Raw genomic sequence first — 15,488 nt, 5'->3', positions numbered from 1 at the left:
TCCCGCCCTTACCCCTGCCACCCCACCCGAGCCCCAACCCCACCCCAAACCCCACCCAAAGCGGCGGCCGGGCGGGACATCGACACGACCTGCGCGATCGTGGGCGGCATCGTCGGCGCCAGAACGTCCCCTCCCCCGGAGTGGACACGCCTGTGCGAACCACCGCCGGCCTGGGCGAACGTCCCGCCCCTTGCCTGAGCACCGCCCCTTGCCTGAGCACCGCCACGCCGTGCCGCACCGGGGAAATCGGCTGGCGGCGGGGGGACGCGGGGCGGCAGCATGGCAGATGATGGACGAAAGGCGGATGATCCGCGTATCCAAATACCTCGCCCGGCATCTGCGGCACGACCCGCAGCGCATCGGGCTCGCCCTCGACGCGGGCGGCTGGGTGGAGGTGGAAGAGTTGTTGCGGGCCGCGGCCACGCACGGGTTCCCGATCACGGCCGAGGAGCTGCGGAAGGTCGTCGCGGTCAACGACAAGCGCCGGTACACGATCGACGGCGGGCGGATCCGGGCCGACCAGGGGCATTCGGTGCCGGTGGACCTCGGCCTGACCGCCCTGGAGCCGCCCGAGGTGCTCTACCACGGCACCGTGGGGCGGTTCGTGGCGGCGATCAGGCGCGAGGGCCTGCGGCCGATGAGCCGGCACCACGTGCACCTGTCACCTGACCGTGAGACGGCCATGCGGGTGGGGGCACGGCGGGGCGTGCCGGTGGTGCTGGTGGTGGCGTCGGGGGCGATGCACGCCGACGGGCACGCGTTTCTGCGCAGCGCGAACGGTGTCTGGCTGACGGACCACGTGCCACCGGACTACCTGCGGTTCCCGTTCTGAACGGGGCCTGCCCGCCGGACTACCCGCGGTTCCCGCCCTGAACGGGGCCTGCCCGCCGGACTACCCGCGGTTCCCGTCCTGAGCAGAGCCTGCCCGCCGGACTACCCGCGGTTCCCGTCCTGAACGGGGCCTGCCGGCGGGCGCCGGGTGAGGAGGTCGCGGGCGGCCATGAGGGCGAAGCCGAGCAGGTTGAGGCCCTTCCAGCCGGCCGGTGAGGCGGCGCGGTCGTCGTCGGCGGCCAGCCCGATGCCCCACACCCGGTCCACGGGGCTCGCCTCCACCAGGACCCGGCGGGCGGTGCCGAGCAGGTAGCCGGCCAGCTCGGGGTGCTGCCCGAACTTGGCGGCGTTGCCGCGTACGACGATGTCGAAGCGGTGTGACTCCCACGTCGCCTGGTCGAAGCCGCGCACGCCACGGCCGAGCTCCTTGGCCCGGCCGGGATGCCCGGCCGCGGGCGGCGGGTCGTCCGTGAGCGGCCTGCCGCGTCGCCCGGCGTCGCGCCCGGCGCCGCCGGTCCCGGACGTACGCCGTTCCACCAGCGGCGCGAGGGCACGCGGGCGTCAAGAACGCGTGGTTTTCCCGTCATGGAGGTGGAGGTGCCGCCGCGCTCATGGGGCCTGTTACGGTAGTGCGCGGTACGCCGGGAAGCCTGGTCGGCAAAGAGGTGGACTGCCGGTTGGATGCTCGGGGGAGGCGTTCGCGATGCGTGGCCGTCGCTGTTGCCGTTGGCGTGAGGGTGTGGCGCGCTCATGGGCGCCCTGACGCCGTTCACCGCCCGTTTCCGGCATCCGGCCCAGGTCGTGGTGGCGGCGTTCGGCCTGGCCGTCGCGGCCGGCACGGCCCTGCTCTCGCTGCCGATCGCCACGACCACGGGCGAGCCGGCGGGCTGGGTGGCCGCGCTGTTCACCGCGACCTCCGCCGTGTGCGTGACGGGGCTGGCGCTCGTGGACACCGCGTCGCACTGGTCGGTGTTCGGCGAGGTGGTGATCGCCGGGCTGGTCCAGGTGGGCGGCCTGGGGATCATGACGATGGCGACCGTGTTCACCCTGCTCGTGTCCGGCCGGTTAGGTCTGCGGGCCAGGATCGTGGCGCAGGCGGAGACCAAGACGCCGAGCATGAGCGACGTGCGCCACGTGCTCCGCAAGGTGATCGTGTTCAGCCTGGTGTGCGAGGCCGTCGCCGCCGTCGTGCTCACCGCCCGCTTCGTGACCGGCTACGACGAGCCGTTCGGGCGGGCGGTCTACCTGGGCGTCTTTCACGCGATCAGCGCTTTCAACGACGCCGGGTTCGCGCTCTGGCCCGACAGTCTCGTGCGGTTCGTGTCCGACGGGTGGATCTGCCTGACGGTCGCGATCGCCAGCGTCGTCAGCGGCCTCGGCTTCCCCGTGGTGTTCGAGCTGGCCCGCTCCTGGCGGCGTCCGGGCAGGTGGACCATCCTGACGAAGATCACGGTCGGTGTGACCGCGATCCTGCTGCTGCTCGGCACCCTGGCGTTCCTGACGATCGAGTGGCGCAACCCCAGGACGCTCGGGCCGCTCGACGAGCCCGGCAAGGTGCTGGCCGCCTTCTTCGCCGCCGTCATGCCGCGTTCGGCCGGGTTCAACACCCTCGACGTCTCCCAGATGTACCCGTCGAGCTGGCTGACCACGGATCTGCTGATGTTCATCGGCGGGGGCAGCGCGGGCACGGCGGGCGGCATCAAGGTGACCACGGTCGGGCTGCTGGTGTTCGTCGTGTGGGCCGAGTTGCGCGGCGAGAGCCGGGTGAACATCGGCCACCGCCGCCTGCCGGACACCGCACAGCGCCAGGCGGTGACGATCACGGCGCTGGGGGTGGTGATCGTGGGCGTCGCCACGTACGTGCTGCTCGCCCTCACGCCGTACAGTCTGGACCAGGTGCTGTTCGAGGTGGTCGCGGCGTTCGGCACGGCGGGCCTGTCCACGGGCATCACCGCCCAGCTCGGCGTGGCCGGTCACCTGCTGCTGGTCGCGCTCATGTTCATCGGCAGGATCGGTCCCCTCACCCTGGGCTCCGCGCTGGCCCTCAACAGGCGCGCCCGGCACTACGAGCTACCCGAGGAGCGTGTCATCGTTGGCTGAGTACAAGGGCGACCCGGTGGTCGTCATCGGCCTGGGCAGGTTCGGCACGTCACTGGCGCTGGAGCTCACCCGGCGCGGCACCGAGGTCCTGGCCATCGACAACCGGCCCAAGATCACCCAGAGCCTGGCGGGGCAGATCACCCAGATCGCCACCGCCGACGCCACCGACATGGAGGCGCTGCGCCAGCTCGGCGTGCCCGACTTCTACCAGGCGGTGGTCGCCATCGGCGGCGACATCGAGGCCAGCATCCTGGTCACCTCACTGCTGGCCGAGCTGGAGATCAACGACATCTGGGCCAAGGCGATCAGCACCCAGCACGGCCGCATCCTCGACCGCATCGGCGCCCACCACGTCGTCTTCCCCGAGCACGACATGGGCGAGCGGGTGGCCCACCTGGTCAGCGGCCGCATGCTGGACTACATGCAGGTGGACGAGAACTTCGCGCTGGCCAAGACCAGCCCGCCGAAGGAATACGTCGGCATCCCCCTCGGCCGCTCCAATCTGCGCCGCAAGTACGGCGTCACGATCGTGGCCGTGAAGCCGCCGGGCGAGGAGTTCACGTACGCGACGGCGGAGACCGAGCTGTCGTACGGTGACATCGTGCTGGTCTCGGGCCGCACCGAGCAGGTGGAGCGCTTCGCCGAACTGCCGTGACACGCGGCGGCCGGCTGGGGTGCCTGCTGGCTACGCCGGGAGGCGGCGGCCGGCCAGGGTGGCCGTTGGCTACGCGGCGGCCGGCCAGGGTGGCCGTTGGCTACGCGGCGGCCGGCCGGGTGGCCGTTGGCTACGCGGCGGCCGGCCGGGGTGGCCGTTGGCTACGCTGGGACGCGGAGGCCATTGATGCGCGCACGCGATCTCGCCGTCGAATTCCCGACGGTCACGCTGGACACTCCGGCGCTGGAGGCGGCCAGGCTCCTGGCCGACCAGGACCTGCCGGGCCTCATCCTGATCGGCGACGACGGCCGGCCGCTCAGCATCCTGCCCGGCACCCAGGTGCTGCGGCTGGCCGTGCCCGCGTACTGCCAGGACGATCCGGCGCTGGCCCGGGTGGTGGACGAGGCCCACGCCGACGGGTTCCTGCGGCGGCTCGGGGGCAGGACCGTCCGCGAGTCCCTGCCGGAGCAGCCGCGCGAGCTGCCGGTGACCGACGCCCAGGCGACGGTGCTGGAGCTGGCGGCGCTGATGGCGCGTACGCGCAGTCCGCTGGTGGCGGTGATGGACCAGGGGCGGCTGCTCGGCGCCGTCACCCTCCAGTCCCTGCTCGACCACGCCCTGCTCCCCTGACCCGCGCCCCGCCCCCTACCCGCGCCACCTCGCCCCGCGACCCCGCCCCCACGACTTCACCCGCGCCACCTCGCCCCGTGACCCGGCCCGGCTGTGGGGTGCGGTCAGCGTGTCGGCGGGCCTGTCCCGGCGGGACGGGGCGGGCGTCGTAGGCTGGTGCCATGGTCAGGACCGCGGCACGACAGCCCGTACCCTCCCGGCGCGCGGACGCCGAGCGCAACATCGCCGCGATCCTGGAGGCCGGCACCCGGCTGCTCAGCGCCGACCCGGCGGCCAGCGTGGCCGACATCGCCAAGGCGGCCGGGGTCGGGCGGGTCACCCTCTACGGGCATTTCCCCTCCCGCGAGGCGCTGGTGGACGCCGTGCTCGACCACGCGGTGGAGCTGGCGGACGCCGTGCTGGAGGACGAGGCGATCGACACGGCGCCCGCGCCCGAGGCGATCGCCGAGCTGCTGCGGTCGGCCTGGGAGATCCTCGACCGGCACCGGCGGCTGTTCCTGGCCGCCGACCGGGTCCTGGCCACCGAGCGGATCAGGGAGCACCACGAGCGCCCGCTGCGGCGGGTCGAACGGCTCATCGCGCGGGGGCAGCGCGACGGCGACTTCCGTACCGACCTGCCGCTGCCGTGGCTGGTGACCGCGTTCTTCTCGATCATCCACAGCGCCGCCCAGGAGCGGGAGGCGGGGCGGCTGGAGGCCGAGGAGGTCGAGCGGGTGCTGACCAAGACGATGTTGTCGCTGCTCCACCCCCGGCCCGCCGCCGAAGACCCCGCCACGCCCTGACGGGCCCCAAACCCCTGGTCAGTGCGCGACAGTCGTCACGATCTTGCCGGTCTGGGCGTTCGACTCCAGGTAGCGGTGGGCGTCCACGATGTCGCCCAGGTCGAACGTGCGGTCCACCACGGGCCGGAAGGCGCCCGAGCGCAGCCCGGACAGGACGAACGCGACCGCCCTGCGCAGCCGCTCGGGCCGCCTGGCCGTCTCGAGCATCGTGTACGTGCGCACGTTCAGCGCGGGCATGCCGAGCTCGAACCCGGGATAGGGCGTCGCCTGGCCGCTCAGCGCCCCGTACAGCATCAGCGTGCCGTCGTCGGCGACCGCCCTGGCCAGGTCGGTCACACCCGGACCCGCGACGGCGTCGAAGACGTACTCGGCGCCCCGCCCGCCGGTGGCGGCGAGCACGCGCCCGGCCACGTCCTCCGACTCGCTCACGATCACCTCCGCCGCGCCCTCCTTCAGCAGCGCCTCCTTCTTGGCGGCGGTGCGGGTGACGGCGATGGGCGTGGCGCCGATCCGCTCGGCGACGTGGATGGCGGCCAGGCCCACGCTGCTGGAGGCCGCGTTCAGCACGACGGTGTCCCCCGGCCGCATCCCGCCGACCTCCACCAGCCCCCCGTAGGCCGTGATGTACGGCATCCACACCGCCGCCCCCTCGACCGCGCCCAGACCCTCGGGGCGCGGCACCAGCAGCGACGCGGGCACGATCGCCCGTTCGGCGTACACGCCGTAGTCGTTCTGGGAGAACGCGGGGATGGTGCTGACCGGGTCTCCCGGCCTCAGCCCGGTGACGCCGTCGCCCACCGCCTCGACCACGCCGGCCGCCTCGGTGCCGAGCCTGGCCGGGAACCGCCTGACCGGCTCGATGTACTGCCCGGTGCGGAAGAGCACCTCGGCCCGGTTCAGGCCGATCGCGTCCACGCGGATGCGCGCCTCGCCCGGCCCCGGTTCGCCGACGGGCACGTCCTCCAACCGCATGACGTCGGGCCCGCCGAGCTCGCGGAACAGCACCGCTTTGGTGGTCATCACGTCGTCCTTTCCGATCTCCGTCCGAGGAGCAGTGCCCCATTCATAGACCCTTGGTACGATCACTGTCAAACTTCGACAACCGTCGTACTATGGAGTCATGAGCACCGATCGCGCCCCAGAGCATCCCGACGTGCGGACGATCACCCTTCAGCAGGTCCTCGAAGCGCTCGTCGACCCGGTCCGGCGCAGCATCGTCAGGCAGCTCTTCCGCTCGGCCGCCGACATCGCCTGCGGGGCGTTCGACATCGCCGTGAGCAAGTCCACGGCCACGCACCACTTCCGGGTCCTGCGCGAGGCCGGACTCATCCGGCAGCACTACGTGGGCACCTCGCGCATGAACACGCTGCGCCGTGACGAGTTCGACGAGGTCTTCCCCGGACTGCTCGACGCCCTCATCGCCGCCGAACGGGACGCGTAACCACCCCGGGCCGGCCCGCGACCGGCCCCGGAAGGACCTCGCGACCACCCTCCGGCGATCGCCCGGCCCCGCCTCCCCCGATCTCCATCAGGTTCGGGAGGCGTTGTTTCCGCCTGAACCGTACCGGGGTACCGTTCTGCGTGCTAACTTGAACACCGATGTTCGAGTTAAGGAGTTGCGGATGAGTTCTCACGACACGACTCACGGCACAGCGCATGACATGGGGCACGACACGGGGCACGACACGGGGCCGGGAAGTAGCGGCGGGTGGAGCGTGCTGGTGCTGCTCTGCCTGGCGCAGTTCATGTTGATCGTCGACATCACCGTGGTCCAGGTCGCCCTGCCCTCCATCGGCGCCGACCTGGCGCTCGGGCGGGAGGCGCTGACCTGGGTGGTGACCACGTACACGCTCTGCTTCGGCGGGCTCATGGTGCTCGGCGGGCGGCTGGCGGACGCGTTCGGCGCCCGTGGGGTGCTGCTGGCCGGGCTGGGGCTGTTCACGGCGGCGTCGCTGGTGTGCGGGCTGGCCGGGAGCGGCGCCGTACTGATCGCGGGGCGGGCGTTGCAGGGGGTCGGCGCGGCGCTGCTCTCCCCCGCGGCGCTGGCCGTCATCACCACCGTCTTCCGGGGAGCGCGCCGCACCCGCGCGCTCGGCGTGTGGGCGGCCATCGGCGGCACGGGGGCGGCCCTGGGCGTGCTCGTCGGCGGCCTGCTGACCGCGGGCCCGGGATGGGCCTGGATCTTCTCCATCAACGTGCCGATCGGGCTCGCGGTGCTGGCCCTCGTGCCCGCCGTGCTCCCGGCCGCCGCCGCAACCTCGGTCGCCGGGACCGGGACCGGGACTGGAACCGGGACCACGGCCGGGCACGTCCCGCCGGGCCACGGCCCGTCGGTCCGGGTCCCGGAGGGGCGGAAGCGGGTGGACGTGCCGGGGGCGCTGGTCGTCACCATGGCGACGGCGCTGCTGATCTACGGCCTGGTCACGGCGGGCGACGCCGGATGGGCGTCCGCGGGCACGCTGCTGCCGCTGGCCGGCGCGGCGCTGCTGTACGCGGCGTTCGTGGTGATCGAGCGCTCCGTACGGTCGCCGCTCATGCGCGCCGAGACCCTCGCCCGGCGGCCGGTGCTCTCGGGGACGTTCGTCATGCTGGTGGCGACCGGCCTGATGCTGGGCCTGTTCTTCCTCAGCACGCTCTACCTGCAGCACACGCTCGGCTTCAGCGCCCTGGAGACCGGGCTGCTCTTCCTGCCCGCGGCCGTCGCCATCACGGCCGGCGCGCAGCTCGGCGGGCACCTCATCGGCCGGCTGGGCGGACGGCCGGTGGCGGTGGGCGCGTTCCTGGTGACGGCGGCGGGAGCGGCGCTGATGACGCGGATCTCGCCGGACGCGAGCGCGTACACGACGCTGCTGCCCGGCTTCGTGCTGGCCGCGCTGGGCATCGGCCCGCTGTTCGTCACGGCCACCACGACGACCATGGCCAACGTCCCGCCCGGCGAGAACGGCGTCGCCTCCGGCGTCATCAGCACCTTCCACGAGCTCGGCGGCTCGATCGGGGTGGCCGTCGTCTCCACCGTCGCCGCGGCCGGCCTCGCCCCGGGCGCGGCGGGCGACGCCGGAGGGTTCGTGGCCGGGTTCACGGTGTGCGCCGTGACGGCGGGGGTGGCGGGAGTGATCGCGCTCGGGCTGGTGCCCCCGGGCAAGCCCGCCGCGTCCTTCGTCGGCCACGGGCACGGGCACGGCCACTGACTGGCGCAAAACCGGGATATCGCCGACGACTCGGGCGGTCTATCCTTCATTGATGGTCAAGTTCTGCCGGCGAAAGCGGTGAACCCGTAGATGCCGCCATTGACGCTGGGCCACCAGCACCTGCGCGGGGTGACCGTGGTCGCCGTTGACGGTGAGATGGACGCCACGAATCGAGCCGATTTCGAGAACTATCTCCGCGGTGTCCGGAGAGATTCGCCGGAACGACTGGTGTTCGACCTTTCGGGGGTGCCGTTCATGGACAGCTCCGGCCTGCACGTCCTGCTGTCGTGCGCCACCGACTGCATCAAGCGCGGGGGCGCGGTCCGCCTGGCGGGCGTGCAGCCCCTGCCGGCCCGGCTCTTCGAGATCACCGGCGTGGTGGCGCACATACCGGTGCACACCAGCGTCGATGACGCCATCGCGGCCGCCCTGACCTCCGCGGGCCCGTCCCTCTGACGGCGCCGGGCACCCGCACCCCGCCCCATGACCCGGCCGGCGTTTCCGCCGGGGGCCGGATGCCGGGCCGGGTTCAAGACGCGGGAGCCGGGTCAGAGCTCGGGGCGGGTGGGTTCAGGACGCGGGAGCCGGGTCAGCGTTCCTGGCCGGCGCCGGGGCGGGGTTCCAGTCGCGGACGTTGCCGTCCGACCAGCGGTGCAGCAGCTCCGCGTCGTGGCTGACCGCCAGCACCCCCGCCCCCGTACGCTCCCGGTACGCCTCGATCCGGCCCACCAGGTGCGCCTGCGTCGAGGCGTCCAGCATCGTGGTCATCTCGTCGCAGATCAGGTAGCGGGGCTCCAGCACCAGCGCCCGCGCCACGCACGCCCGCTGCAACTGCCCGTCCGACACCTCGTGCGGGCGGCGGCCGAACAGCTCGGGCGTCAGCCCCAGTTCCTCGGCCAGCTCGTGGGCCCGGTCCAGGGGCCGCCGGGCCGCGCGCAGGGGCTCGGCGATCACGTCCAGGAGGGTGAAGCGGGGATCGACGGCGAGCCGGGGCTGCTGGAAGATCAGGCCGATCGCGGTACGCTGCGGCGCCCGGTGCCGCCACCCCTTCACCACCGTGCCGTCCACGCTGACCGTGCCCGACGAGGGGCGCAGCAGCAGGGCCAGCACGCGGGCGAGCGTCGACTTGCCGCAGCCGCTGGGCCCGGCCAGGCCCAGCACCTCCCCCGGCCGCAGCGACAGCGAGACCCCGTCGAGCACCCGGTGCCGGCCGAAGGAGAGCGTGATGTCGCGGGCCTCAAGCATGGTGACAGGCCACCTTCCGACTCATGGACGTCTGCCCGTTCCCGGCCGCCTGCCCGTCCAGGGCCGGCTGCCCGCCCACGACCGGCTGCCCCTCCACGAACTGCCCCTCCACGAACTGCCCCTCCACGAACTGCCCGTTCACGACCTGCCCGTTCACGGCGGGGCCGGCGTGCAGGGGTGGTTGGCGCTCGCAGGCGGAGGTCGCCGAGGAGCAGCGCGGCAGGAAGGCGCAGCCGTCCGGGAGCCGGGTGAGCTCGGGCGGCTGCCCGGGGATCGGGACGAACCGCCGCGACGGCAGCGCGTCCAGCAGCCCCCGGGCGTACGGGTGCCGCGGCCCCGAGAAGAACGGCTCCGCCGGTGACAGCTCGACGATGCGGCTGGCGTACATGACCGCGATCTCGTCGGCCACCCGCTCGGCGGCGCGCAGGTCGTGCGTGATGACCAGCACCGCGCGCCCCTCGTCGCACAGGCGGCGCAGCTCGGCCATGGTCGCGTCCACGAGGGGCCGGTCCAGGCCGGTGGTGGGTTCGTCGGCCAGGATCAGCGGCGGGTCGCCGGCCAGGGCGAGGGCGTTGGCGACGCGCTGCGCCATGCCGCCGGAGAGCTGGTGCGGGTAGCGGTCCAGGTCCCGGGGGCTCAGGCCGGCGCGTTCGGCGAGGGTGTCGGCGCTCTCGCCGGTGCGGCCGAGCTCCCGCAGCGTCTCGGCGATCTGGGAGCGGGCGGTGCGCACGGGGGTGAGGTGGGCGGCGGGGCTCTGCGGGACGAGCCCGATGAGGCGGCCGCGGACCTGCCGGGCGAGCACCTTCTCCGGCGCGGTCACCAGGTCGAGGGAGCCGCCGCCCGGCAGGTCGTCGAGCCGGGCGTGCCCGGTGACGGTGGCGTTGCCCGGCAGCAGGCCGAGCAGGGCGTGGGCCATCACGGACTTGCCGCACCCCGACTCCCCCACCAGCGCCAGGCAGCGTCCCTCGCGCAGCTCGAAGCGGGCGTCGGTGACGGCGTGCACGTCGGCGCCGGGGAGGTGGAAGCGTACCGACAGGCCGTCCACACGCAGCTTCACAGGTTGAGCTCCGATCTCCAGCGCGGGTTGGCGCGGTCGCGTACGTGCTGGGCCAGCGACGACACCGCCAGCGTCGGCACCAGGATGAGCAGCCCGGGGAAGAGGCTGGACCACCAGTCGCCCACCAGCAGCGACCGCTGCCCGTCGTTGATCATGTTGCCGAGCGAGGCCAGGTGCGGGGGCATCCCGAGGCCGAGGAAGCTGAGCGCGGTCTCGTGCCAGATGGCGTGCGGGATCATCAGCACGGTGGCGAGCAGCAGGTGCGGCGCGAGGTTGGGCAGGAAGTGGCGCACCACGATGCGCAGCCGGCCGGAGCCGCCGGAGACGGCCGCGTCCACGAAGGGCCGGCCGCGCAGCGACAACACCTCGGAGCGGACGATGCGGGCGGCGGTCGTCCAGTGGGTGACGGCCACGGACACGACCACGGCGGTGGCGCTGGGCGCGAACAGGGCCACGATGAAGACGCCGAACAGCAGGTGCGGCAGCGCGTTGAAGCCGTCCACGACCCGCATCAGCAGCCGGTCGAGCGGCCCGCCGGCCGCGCCCGCGGCGAGCCCGACGAGCCCGCCGACGACCACGCTGACCACGGCCGCGGCCAGGCCGACCAGCAGGGAGACGCGCAGCCCGTAGATGGAGCGGAGCAGCACGTCCCTGCCGACCTCGTCGGTGCCGAAGGGGTGCGCGAGGGACGGCGGCAGGCCGGCCGAGCGCAGGTCCACGAGCTGCTGGTCGAGGCGGGCCAGCAGCGGCACCAGGACGACGGCCAGCACGAGCACGACCACGGTGACCAGCGCCAGGCGGTGGCGGCCGGGCCGCCGCACGCCGGCCCGCCGCACGCCGGCCCGCCGTGGCCTCCTGGAGGAGCGTTCGAGGGTCATCAGCTCACCCCGAGCACGCGTACGCGCGGGTCGGCCACCGTGTACGCCAGGTCCGCCAGCAGGTTCCCGGCCACCACGGCGAGCGTGGCCAGCAGGGTCAGCGCCGCCAGCAGCGGGAAGTCCACCGCCAGGGCCGCCTTGATCGTGGTCTCGGCCACCCCGGGCCAGGAGAACACCGACTCGACCAGGATCGCCCCCGTCACCAGCTCGGGCACCCGGGCCCCCATGATCGTGATGAACGGCAGCAGCGCCGAGCGCAGCGCGTGCCGCAGCAGCACGGTGCGTTCGCGCAGGCCGCGCGCCCGCGCCCCGGTCACGAAGTCCTCGCGCAGCACGCCGATCACCGACTCGCGCACGAACAGCAGCAGCCACGACGACTGCGAGAAGGCCAGCACCAGCACCGGCAGCACCATGTGCCGGGCCAGGTCGGGCAGCGTGACGGTGGTGGCGGCGGCGTCGGTGAGCCCGCCGGCGGGCAGCCAGCCGAGCGTCACGGAGAACACCCAGATCGCCAGCAGCCCGGTCCAGAACACCGGCGCGGCCTCGTTGGTGAAGGCCGTGCCGGTGACCAGGCGGTCCAGCCAGGAGTCGCGCCGCCAGGCGGCCAGCGTGCCGAGGGTCAGCCCGGCGGCCAGCATGACGACCAGCGCGCAGCCGACGACGAGCAGCGTCCAGCCCAGCCGCTCGCCGATCACCTGGGCGACGGGCAGCCGCATCGAGCGGGAGTCGCCCAGCTCGCCGGTGAGCAGGTTGCCGAGCCAGGTCGTGTACTGCTCCAGCAGCGGCCGGTCCAGGCCCCAGTTCGCCCTGATCTCCGCCATGACCTCGGGGCCGGTGACCATGGCCCGCTCGCCGAGGTACTGCCGCACGGGGTCGAACGGGGACGCCTTGGCCAGCGCGAACATCCCGAACGTCACCGCCAGCAGCAGCGGCACGGCGAACGCCAGCCGCCACAGCACGATGCGCGCCCAGGTCACGCGGCGGCCTTCCAGTTGACGACGGTGCCGAGCAGGCCGCCGGTGGCGTGCTCGTGGGCCTCGACGCCGGGGGTCAGGCCGGTCCAGTCGCCGCGTACGACGTAGGTGTGCTTGAGGAAGACCAGGTACAGCCAGACGGCGTCGTCGTGCAGCCGCTGCTGGAGCCGGTCGTAGACCTTCTTGCGCGCGGCCGGGTCGGTGGTGCCGCGCCCCTCCTCCAGCAGCCGGTCCGCCTCGGCGTTCCGGTACCGGCCGGGGTTGAGGTAGCCCTGGCCGGCGAAGGAGGAGTGGAACAGCTCGTAGTTGGTGTAGTCGGGGTCGTACGGGGTTCCGTAGCCCATGATCAGGGCGTCCTTGGACATGCGCTGGTCGATGGCGTCCCAGTCGAGCCCGGCGAGCCGCACGTCGATGCCGACCTGCTTGGCGTCGGAGGCCACGGCCAGCGCCAGCTCCTTGCGCAGCGAGTCGCCCGCCGGGTACATGAGCGTGAACCTGGCCGGGGTGCCGTCCTTGGCCCTGATGCCGTCCGCGCCCGCCTTCCAGCCGGCCGCGTCCAGCGTGGCGGCGGCCTTGCCCCGGTCGGGGGCGGCGGAGCCGGTGACGGCGGGGTTGTGCCAGTCGGTGCCGGGCGCGATCGGCCCGAAGGCGGGGGCGCCCGCGCCGGCCAGGATGGCCGAGACCATGGCCTCCCGGTCCATGGCCAGGCTGAGCGCCCTGCGGATGGCGGGGTCGCCGGTGACCGGCTGCTCCAGGGGGAACATGACGCCCCGGTAGTCGGCGCTGTCCACCTCGTACACGGTCATGCCCGGCTGCTCCCTGAACCGGGCCACGGCCTTGGGCGGCAGCTCGGTGGCGGTGAACTCGCCGGCCGCCATCCTGGTCGCGCGCGCGTTGTCGTCGCTCGTGTACGCCAGCACGAGGTTCCTGATCGCCGGCGGCCGGCCCCAGTAGCGGTCGTTGGCCCTGAGGGTGATCTTGTCGCCCTTGGTCCAGGAGACGAAGGCGTACGGCCCGGTGCCGACCGGGTTCCCGGCGAGGTCCGACTTGTCGGGGACGATGCCGAGGGTGGCGCGCTGCAGGATGGGCGCGTAGGGATGCTTGAGGTGGAAGACGACCGTGCGCGGGCCGGGCGACTCGACCTTCTCGATGGCCGCGTAGTCGCCCCTGACCGGGGAGTTGTTGGCGGAGTCGAGCACCTGCTCGTAGGTGTAGACGACGTCGGCGCCGGTCAGCGGCCGGCCGTCGTGGAACGTGACCCCCTGCCGCAGCGTGAACGTCACCTGCTCGCCCTTCACCTCGGGCAGCGCCTCGGCCAGCGCCGGTTCGAGCCTGAGGTCGGGGGTGCGCCGGACGAGCCCGTCGAACATGAGCGAGCCGCCGTCCACCGCGTAGCCGAGCACCGGGTTGAGCGAGTCGGGTTCCGAGCCGAGACCCAGGACGGCGGTGTCCTGCGCGGCGGTGTCCTGCGCGGCGGTGTCCCGCGCGGTGGCGGGCGCGCCCGCTCCCGATGGCGGGGTGGGAGCCGAACACGCGCTCAACGCCAGGACAATTGCCCCGAAGAGGGCCATTCTTCGCCTCATGCTGGCGACCTTAAAGCTGGCATCATGCAATTGCAACTATCTCGCAATAAGGGCCGGTGGGCGGAATGGCGCCTCCCGGGTAACGCCCACATGAACCGCCCGAAATCTCGCCCGCCCCCTCGTGTACGTCCTGTGATAGATAGATGACAACGTGCGGTTAGCGCGCACCATGGGCACATCCGGCTAATCTCTCCGCTACCTGAGGAAGCCCGGGCGAGTACGGAGGCCAGGTCATGAGCGACCCCACCGTCGGCGGCGTGTCCCGATCGTCCGCGCGCGGAAAACGCGCCGGTGAGGCCCGCGAGGAGCCCGAGCTGCGCCGGCTCCTGGCCGGGCTGACGGCGGTCAGGGACGGCGACTTCCGCACCAGGCTGCCCGACGACGCCGAGGGGCTGCTCGGCGAGATCGCCTCGGTCTTCAACGGCATGGTGGACCAGCTCTCGCTGTTCACCTCCGAGGTGACGCGCGTGGCGCGGGAGGTCGGCACCGAGGGGCGGCTGGGCGGCCAGGCCGACGTGCCGGCGGTGTCGGGCACCTGGAAGGACCTCACCGAGTCCGTCAACGCCATGGCGGGCAACCTCACCGACCAGGTGCGCAGCATCGCCCAGGTCACCACGGCCGTGGCGCGCGGCGACCTGTCACAGAAGATCACCGTGCACGCGCGCGGCGAGATCCTGGAGCTGAAGAACACCGTCAACACGATGGTCGACCAGCTCTCCTCCTTCGCCGACGAGGTGACCCGGGTGGCGCGCGAGGTGGGCACCGAGGGGCGGCTGGGCGGCCAGGCCGACGTCAAGGGCGTGGCCGGCACCTGGCGGGCGCTGACCGACTCGGTGAACTTCATGGCCGGCAACCTCACCGACCAGGTGCGCAACATCTCCCAGGTGGCCACGGCCGTGGCCAGGGGCGACCTGTCGCAGAGCATCACGGTCTCGGCCCGGGGCGAGATCCTGGAGCTGAAGAACACCCTGAACACGATGGTCGACCAGCTCTCCTCCTTCGCCGACGAGGTGACCCGGGTGGCGCGCGAGGTGGGCACCGAGGGCAACCTGGGCGGCCAGGCCACGGTCAGGGGCGTCTCCGGCACCTGGAAGGACCTGACGGAGAACGTCAACGTCATGGCCTCCAACCTGACCAACCAGGTGCGCAGCATCGCCCAGGTGGCCACCGCCGTGGCGCGCGGCGACCTGTCGCAGAAGATCACCGTGGAGGCCAAGGGCGAGGTGGCCGCACTGGCGCAGACGATCAACACGATGGTCGACACGCTCAGCGCGTTCGCCGACGAGGTGACCCGGGTGGCCCGCGAGGTCGGCACGGAGGGCCAGGCGGTGGCCCGCGGCGACCTGACCCGCAAGATCGACGTGGACGCCCGGGGCGAGATCCTGGAGCTGAAGACCACCATCAACACGATGGTCGACCAGCTCTCCTCCTTCGCCGCCGAGGTGACCAGGGTGGCCAGGGAGGTCGGCAGCGAGGGCAGGCTCGGCGGGCAGGCCGAGGTCGAGGGCGTGTCGGGCACCTGGAAGCGGCTGACGGAGAACGTCAACGAGCTGGCCGGCAACCTC

At 72.9% G+C, this 15,488-nt stretch carries 16 protein-coding genes; 9 read left to right on the top strand and 7 right to left on the bottom strand.

Features of this window, described 5'->3' with window-relative positions:
- Positions 1-286 precede the first annotated feature (286 nt).
- Positions 287-832: an RNA 2'-phosphotransferase gene (locus IO39_RS11150; protein WP_439331472.1), complete on the top strand. Its 546-nt coding sequence runs from the start codon at positions 287-289 to the stop codon at positions 830-832.
- Positions 833-933: 101 nt separating this feature from the next.
- On the opposite strand, the gene ybiA is transcribed toward IO39_RS11150, so the two are convergent.
- Complete coding sequence (gene ybiA, locus IO39_RS11145) at positions 934-1,368, bottom strand: riboflavin biosynthesis intermediates N-glycosidase (protein ID WP_342671411.1); 435 nt, start codon at positions 1,366-1,368, stop codon at positions 934-936.
- A gap of 213 nt (positions 1,369-1,581) precedes the next feature.
- Between ybiA and IO39_RS11140 the strand changes: the two genes are divergently transcribed.
- The 4 genes from IO39_RS11140 (at position 1,582) to IO39_RS11125 (ending at position 4,998) form a co-directional block, all read left to right on the top strand.
- Positions 1,582-2,931: a TrkH family potassium uptake protein gene (locus IO39_RS11140; RefSeq protein WP_043620027.1), complete on the top strand. Its 1,350-nt coding sequence runs from the start codon at positions 1,582-1,584 to the stop codon at positions 2,929-2,931.
- Positions 2,924-3,586, top strand: coding sequence for a potassium channel family protein (locus IO39_RS11135; RefSeq protein ID WP_211266977.1), 663 nt, complete (start codon positions 2,924-2,926; stop codon positions 3,584-3,586). The genes IO39_RS11140 and IO39_RS11135 overlap by 8 nt, the downstream gene beginning before the upstream one ends.
- 186 nt (positions 3,587-3,772) lie before the next feature.
- Positions 3,773-4,216: a CBS domain-containing protein gene (locus tag IO39_RS11130; RefSeq protein WP_043620026.1), complete on the top strand. Its 444-nt coding sequence runs from the start codon at positions 3,773-3,775 to the stop codon at positions 4,214-4,216.
- 161 nt (positions 4,217-4,377) lie between these two features.
- On the top strand, positions 4,378-4,998 hold the full coding sequence (locus IO39_RS11125; protein ID WP_043620025.1) for a TetR/AcrR family transcriptional regulator: 621 nt from the start codon (positions 4,378-4,380) through the stop codon (positions 4,996-4,998).
- Between the two features lie 18 nt (positions 4,999-5,016).
- Here IO39_RS11125 and IO39_RS11120 read toward each other — a convergent pair whose 3' ends face one another.
- Entirely contained in the window at positions 5,017-6,018 is a 1,002-nt protein-coding gene (locus tag IO39_RS11120; protein ID WP_043620024.1) for a zinc-dependent alcohol dehydrogenase family protein, read from the bottom strand.
- A gap of 100 nt (positions 6,019-6,118) precedes the next feature.
- On the opposite strand from IO39_RS11120, the gene IO39_RS11115 reads away from it, so the two are divergent.
- The 3 genes from IO39_RS11115 (at position 6,119) to IO39_RS11105 (ending at position 8,642) form a co-directional block, all read left to right on the top strand.
- Positions 6,119-6,439, top strand: a complete 321-nt coding sequence (locus tag IO39_RS11115; protein ID WP_043620022.1) for an ArsR/SmtB family transcription factor — start codon at positions 6,119-6,121, stop codon at positions 6,437-6,439.
- Positions 6,440-6,620: 181 nt separating this feature from the next.
- Complete coding sequence (locus IO39_RS11110; RefSeq protein WP_157548189.1) at positions 6,621-8,186, top strand: MFS transporter; 1,566 nt, start codon at positions 6,621-6,623, stop codon at positions 8,184-8,186.
- Positions 8,187-8,276: 90 nt separating this feature from the next.
- Entirely contained in the window at positions 8,277-8,642 is a 366-nt protein-coding gene (locus IO39_RS11105; RefSeq protein ID WP_043620020.1) for an STAS domain-containing protein, read from the top strand.
- Positions 8,643-8,756: 114 nt separating this feature from the next.
- On the opposite strand, the gene IO39_RS11100 is transcribed toward IO39_RS11105, so the two are convergent.
- Genes IO39_RS11100 through IO39_RS11080 form a run of 5 tightly spaced genes read right to left on the bottom strand, consistent with a single transcriptional unit; the run spans position 8,757 to position 13,923 of the window.
- Positions 8,757-9,431, bottom strand: a complete 675-nt coding sequence (locus tag IO39_RS11100; protein ID WP_052422735.1) for an ABC transporter ATP-binding protein — start codon at positions 9,429-9,431, stop codon at positions 8,757-8,759.
- Positions 9,424-10,488 (bottom strand): ABC transporter ATP-binding protein, encoded by a 1,065-nt coding sequence (locus tag IO39_RS11095; RefSeq protein ID WP_245641911.1) that lies wholly within the window; start codon positions 10,486-10,488, stop codon positions 9,424-9,426. The genes IO39_RS11100 and IO39_RS11095 overlap by 8 nt, the downstream gene beginning before the upstream one ends.
- Positions 10,485-11,366, bottom strand: coding sequence for an ABC transporter permease (locus tag IO39_RS56700; protein WP_043620018.1), 882 nt, complete (start codon positions 11,364-11,366; stop codon positions 10,485-10,487). Before IO39_RS56700 ends, IO39_RS11095 begins: the two co-directional genes overlap by 4 nt.
- Complete coding sequence (locus IO39_RS11085) at positions 11,366-12,343, bottom strand: ABC transporter permease (protein WP_245641910.1); 978 nt, start codon at positions 12,341-12,343, stop codon at positions 11,366-11,368. Before IO39_RS11085 ends, IO39_RS56700 begins: the two co-directional genes overlap by 1 nt.
- The gene (locus tag IO39_RS11080; protein ID WP_043620016.1) at positions 12,340-13,923 is read right to left on the bottom strand and encodes an ABC transporter substrate-binding protein; all 1,584 of its coding nucleotides are present in this window, start codon (positions 13,921-13,923) and stop codon (positions 12,340-12,342) included. Before IO39_RS11080 ends, IO39_RS11085 begins: the two co-directional genes overlap by 4 nt.
- Before the next feature lie 233 nt (positions 13,924-14,156).
- Between IO39_RS11080 and IO39_RS11075 the strand changes: the two genes are divergently transcribed.
- A partial coding sequence (locus IO39_RS11075; RefSeq protein WP_043620013.1) for a HAMP domain-containing protein occupies positions 14,157-15,488 on the top strand: 1,332 nt, incomplete at its 3' end.

Origin of the sequence: Nonomuraea candida (genome assembly GCF_000725485.1) — a bacterium.
Classification (GTDB): domain Bacteria; phylum Actinomycetota; class Actinomycetes; order Streptosporangiales; family Streptosporangiaceae; genus Nonomuraea; species Nonomuraea candida.
Note: the sequence above shows the minus strand (reverse complement) of the source record. Positions and strands in the feature narration are given on the sequence as shown.

What these genes read in the sequence shown, in the direction of transcription:
- IO39_RS11100 (WP_052422735.1), bottom strand. Translation starts at nt 9,431, where the DNA reads ATGCTTGAGGCCCGCGACATCACGCTCTCCTTCGGCCGGCACCGGGTG.
- IO39_RS11125 (WP_043620025.1), top strand. Translation starts at nt 4,378, where the DNA reads ATGGTCAGGACCGCGGCACGACAGCCCGTACCCTCCCGGCGCGCGGAC.
- IO39_RS11120 (WP_043620024.1), bottom strand. Translation starts at nt 6,018, where the DNA reads ATGACCACCAAAGCGGTGCTGTTCCGCGAGCTCGGCGGGCCCGACGTC.
- IO39_RS56700 (WP_043620018.1), bottom strand. Translation starts at nt 11,366, where the DNA reads ATGACCCTCGAACGCTCCTCCAGGAGGCCACGGCGGGCCGGCGTGCGG.
- IO39_RS11150 (WP_439331472.1), top strand. Translation starts at nt 287, where the DNA reads ATGATGGACGAAAGGCGGATGATCCGCGTATCCAAATACCTCGCCCGG.
- IO39_RS11080 (WP_043620016.1), bottom strand. Translation starts at nt 13,923, where the DNA reads ATGAGGCGAAGAATGGCCCTCTTCGGGGCAATTGTCCTGGCGTTGAGC.
- IO39_RS11140 (WP_043620027.1), top strand. Translation starts at nt 1,582, where the DNA reads ATGGGCGCCCTGACGCCGTTCACCGCCCGTTTCCGGCATCCGGCCCAG.
- IO39_RS11115 (WP_043620022.1), top strand. Translation starts at nt 6,119, where the DNA reads ATGAGCACCGATCGCGCCCCAGAGCATCCCGACGTGCGGACGATCACC.
- IO39_RS11105 (WP_043620020.1), top strand. Translation starts at nt 8,277, where the DNA reads ATGCCGCCATTGACGCTGGGCCACCAGCACCTGCGCGGGGTGACCGTG.
- IO39_RS11130 (WP_043620026.1), top strand. Translation starts at nt 3,773, where the DNA reads ATGCGCGCACGCGATCTCGCCGTCGAATTCCCGACGGTCACGCTGGAC.
- IO39_RS11110 (WP_157548189.1), top strand. Translation starts at nt 6,621, where the DNA reads ATGAGTTCTCACGACACGACTCACGGCACAGCGCATGACATGGGGCAC.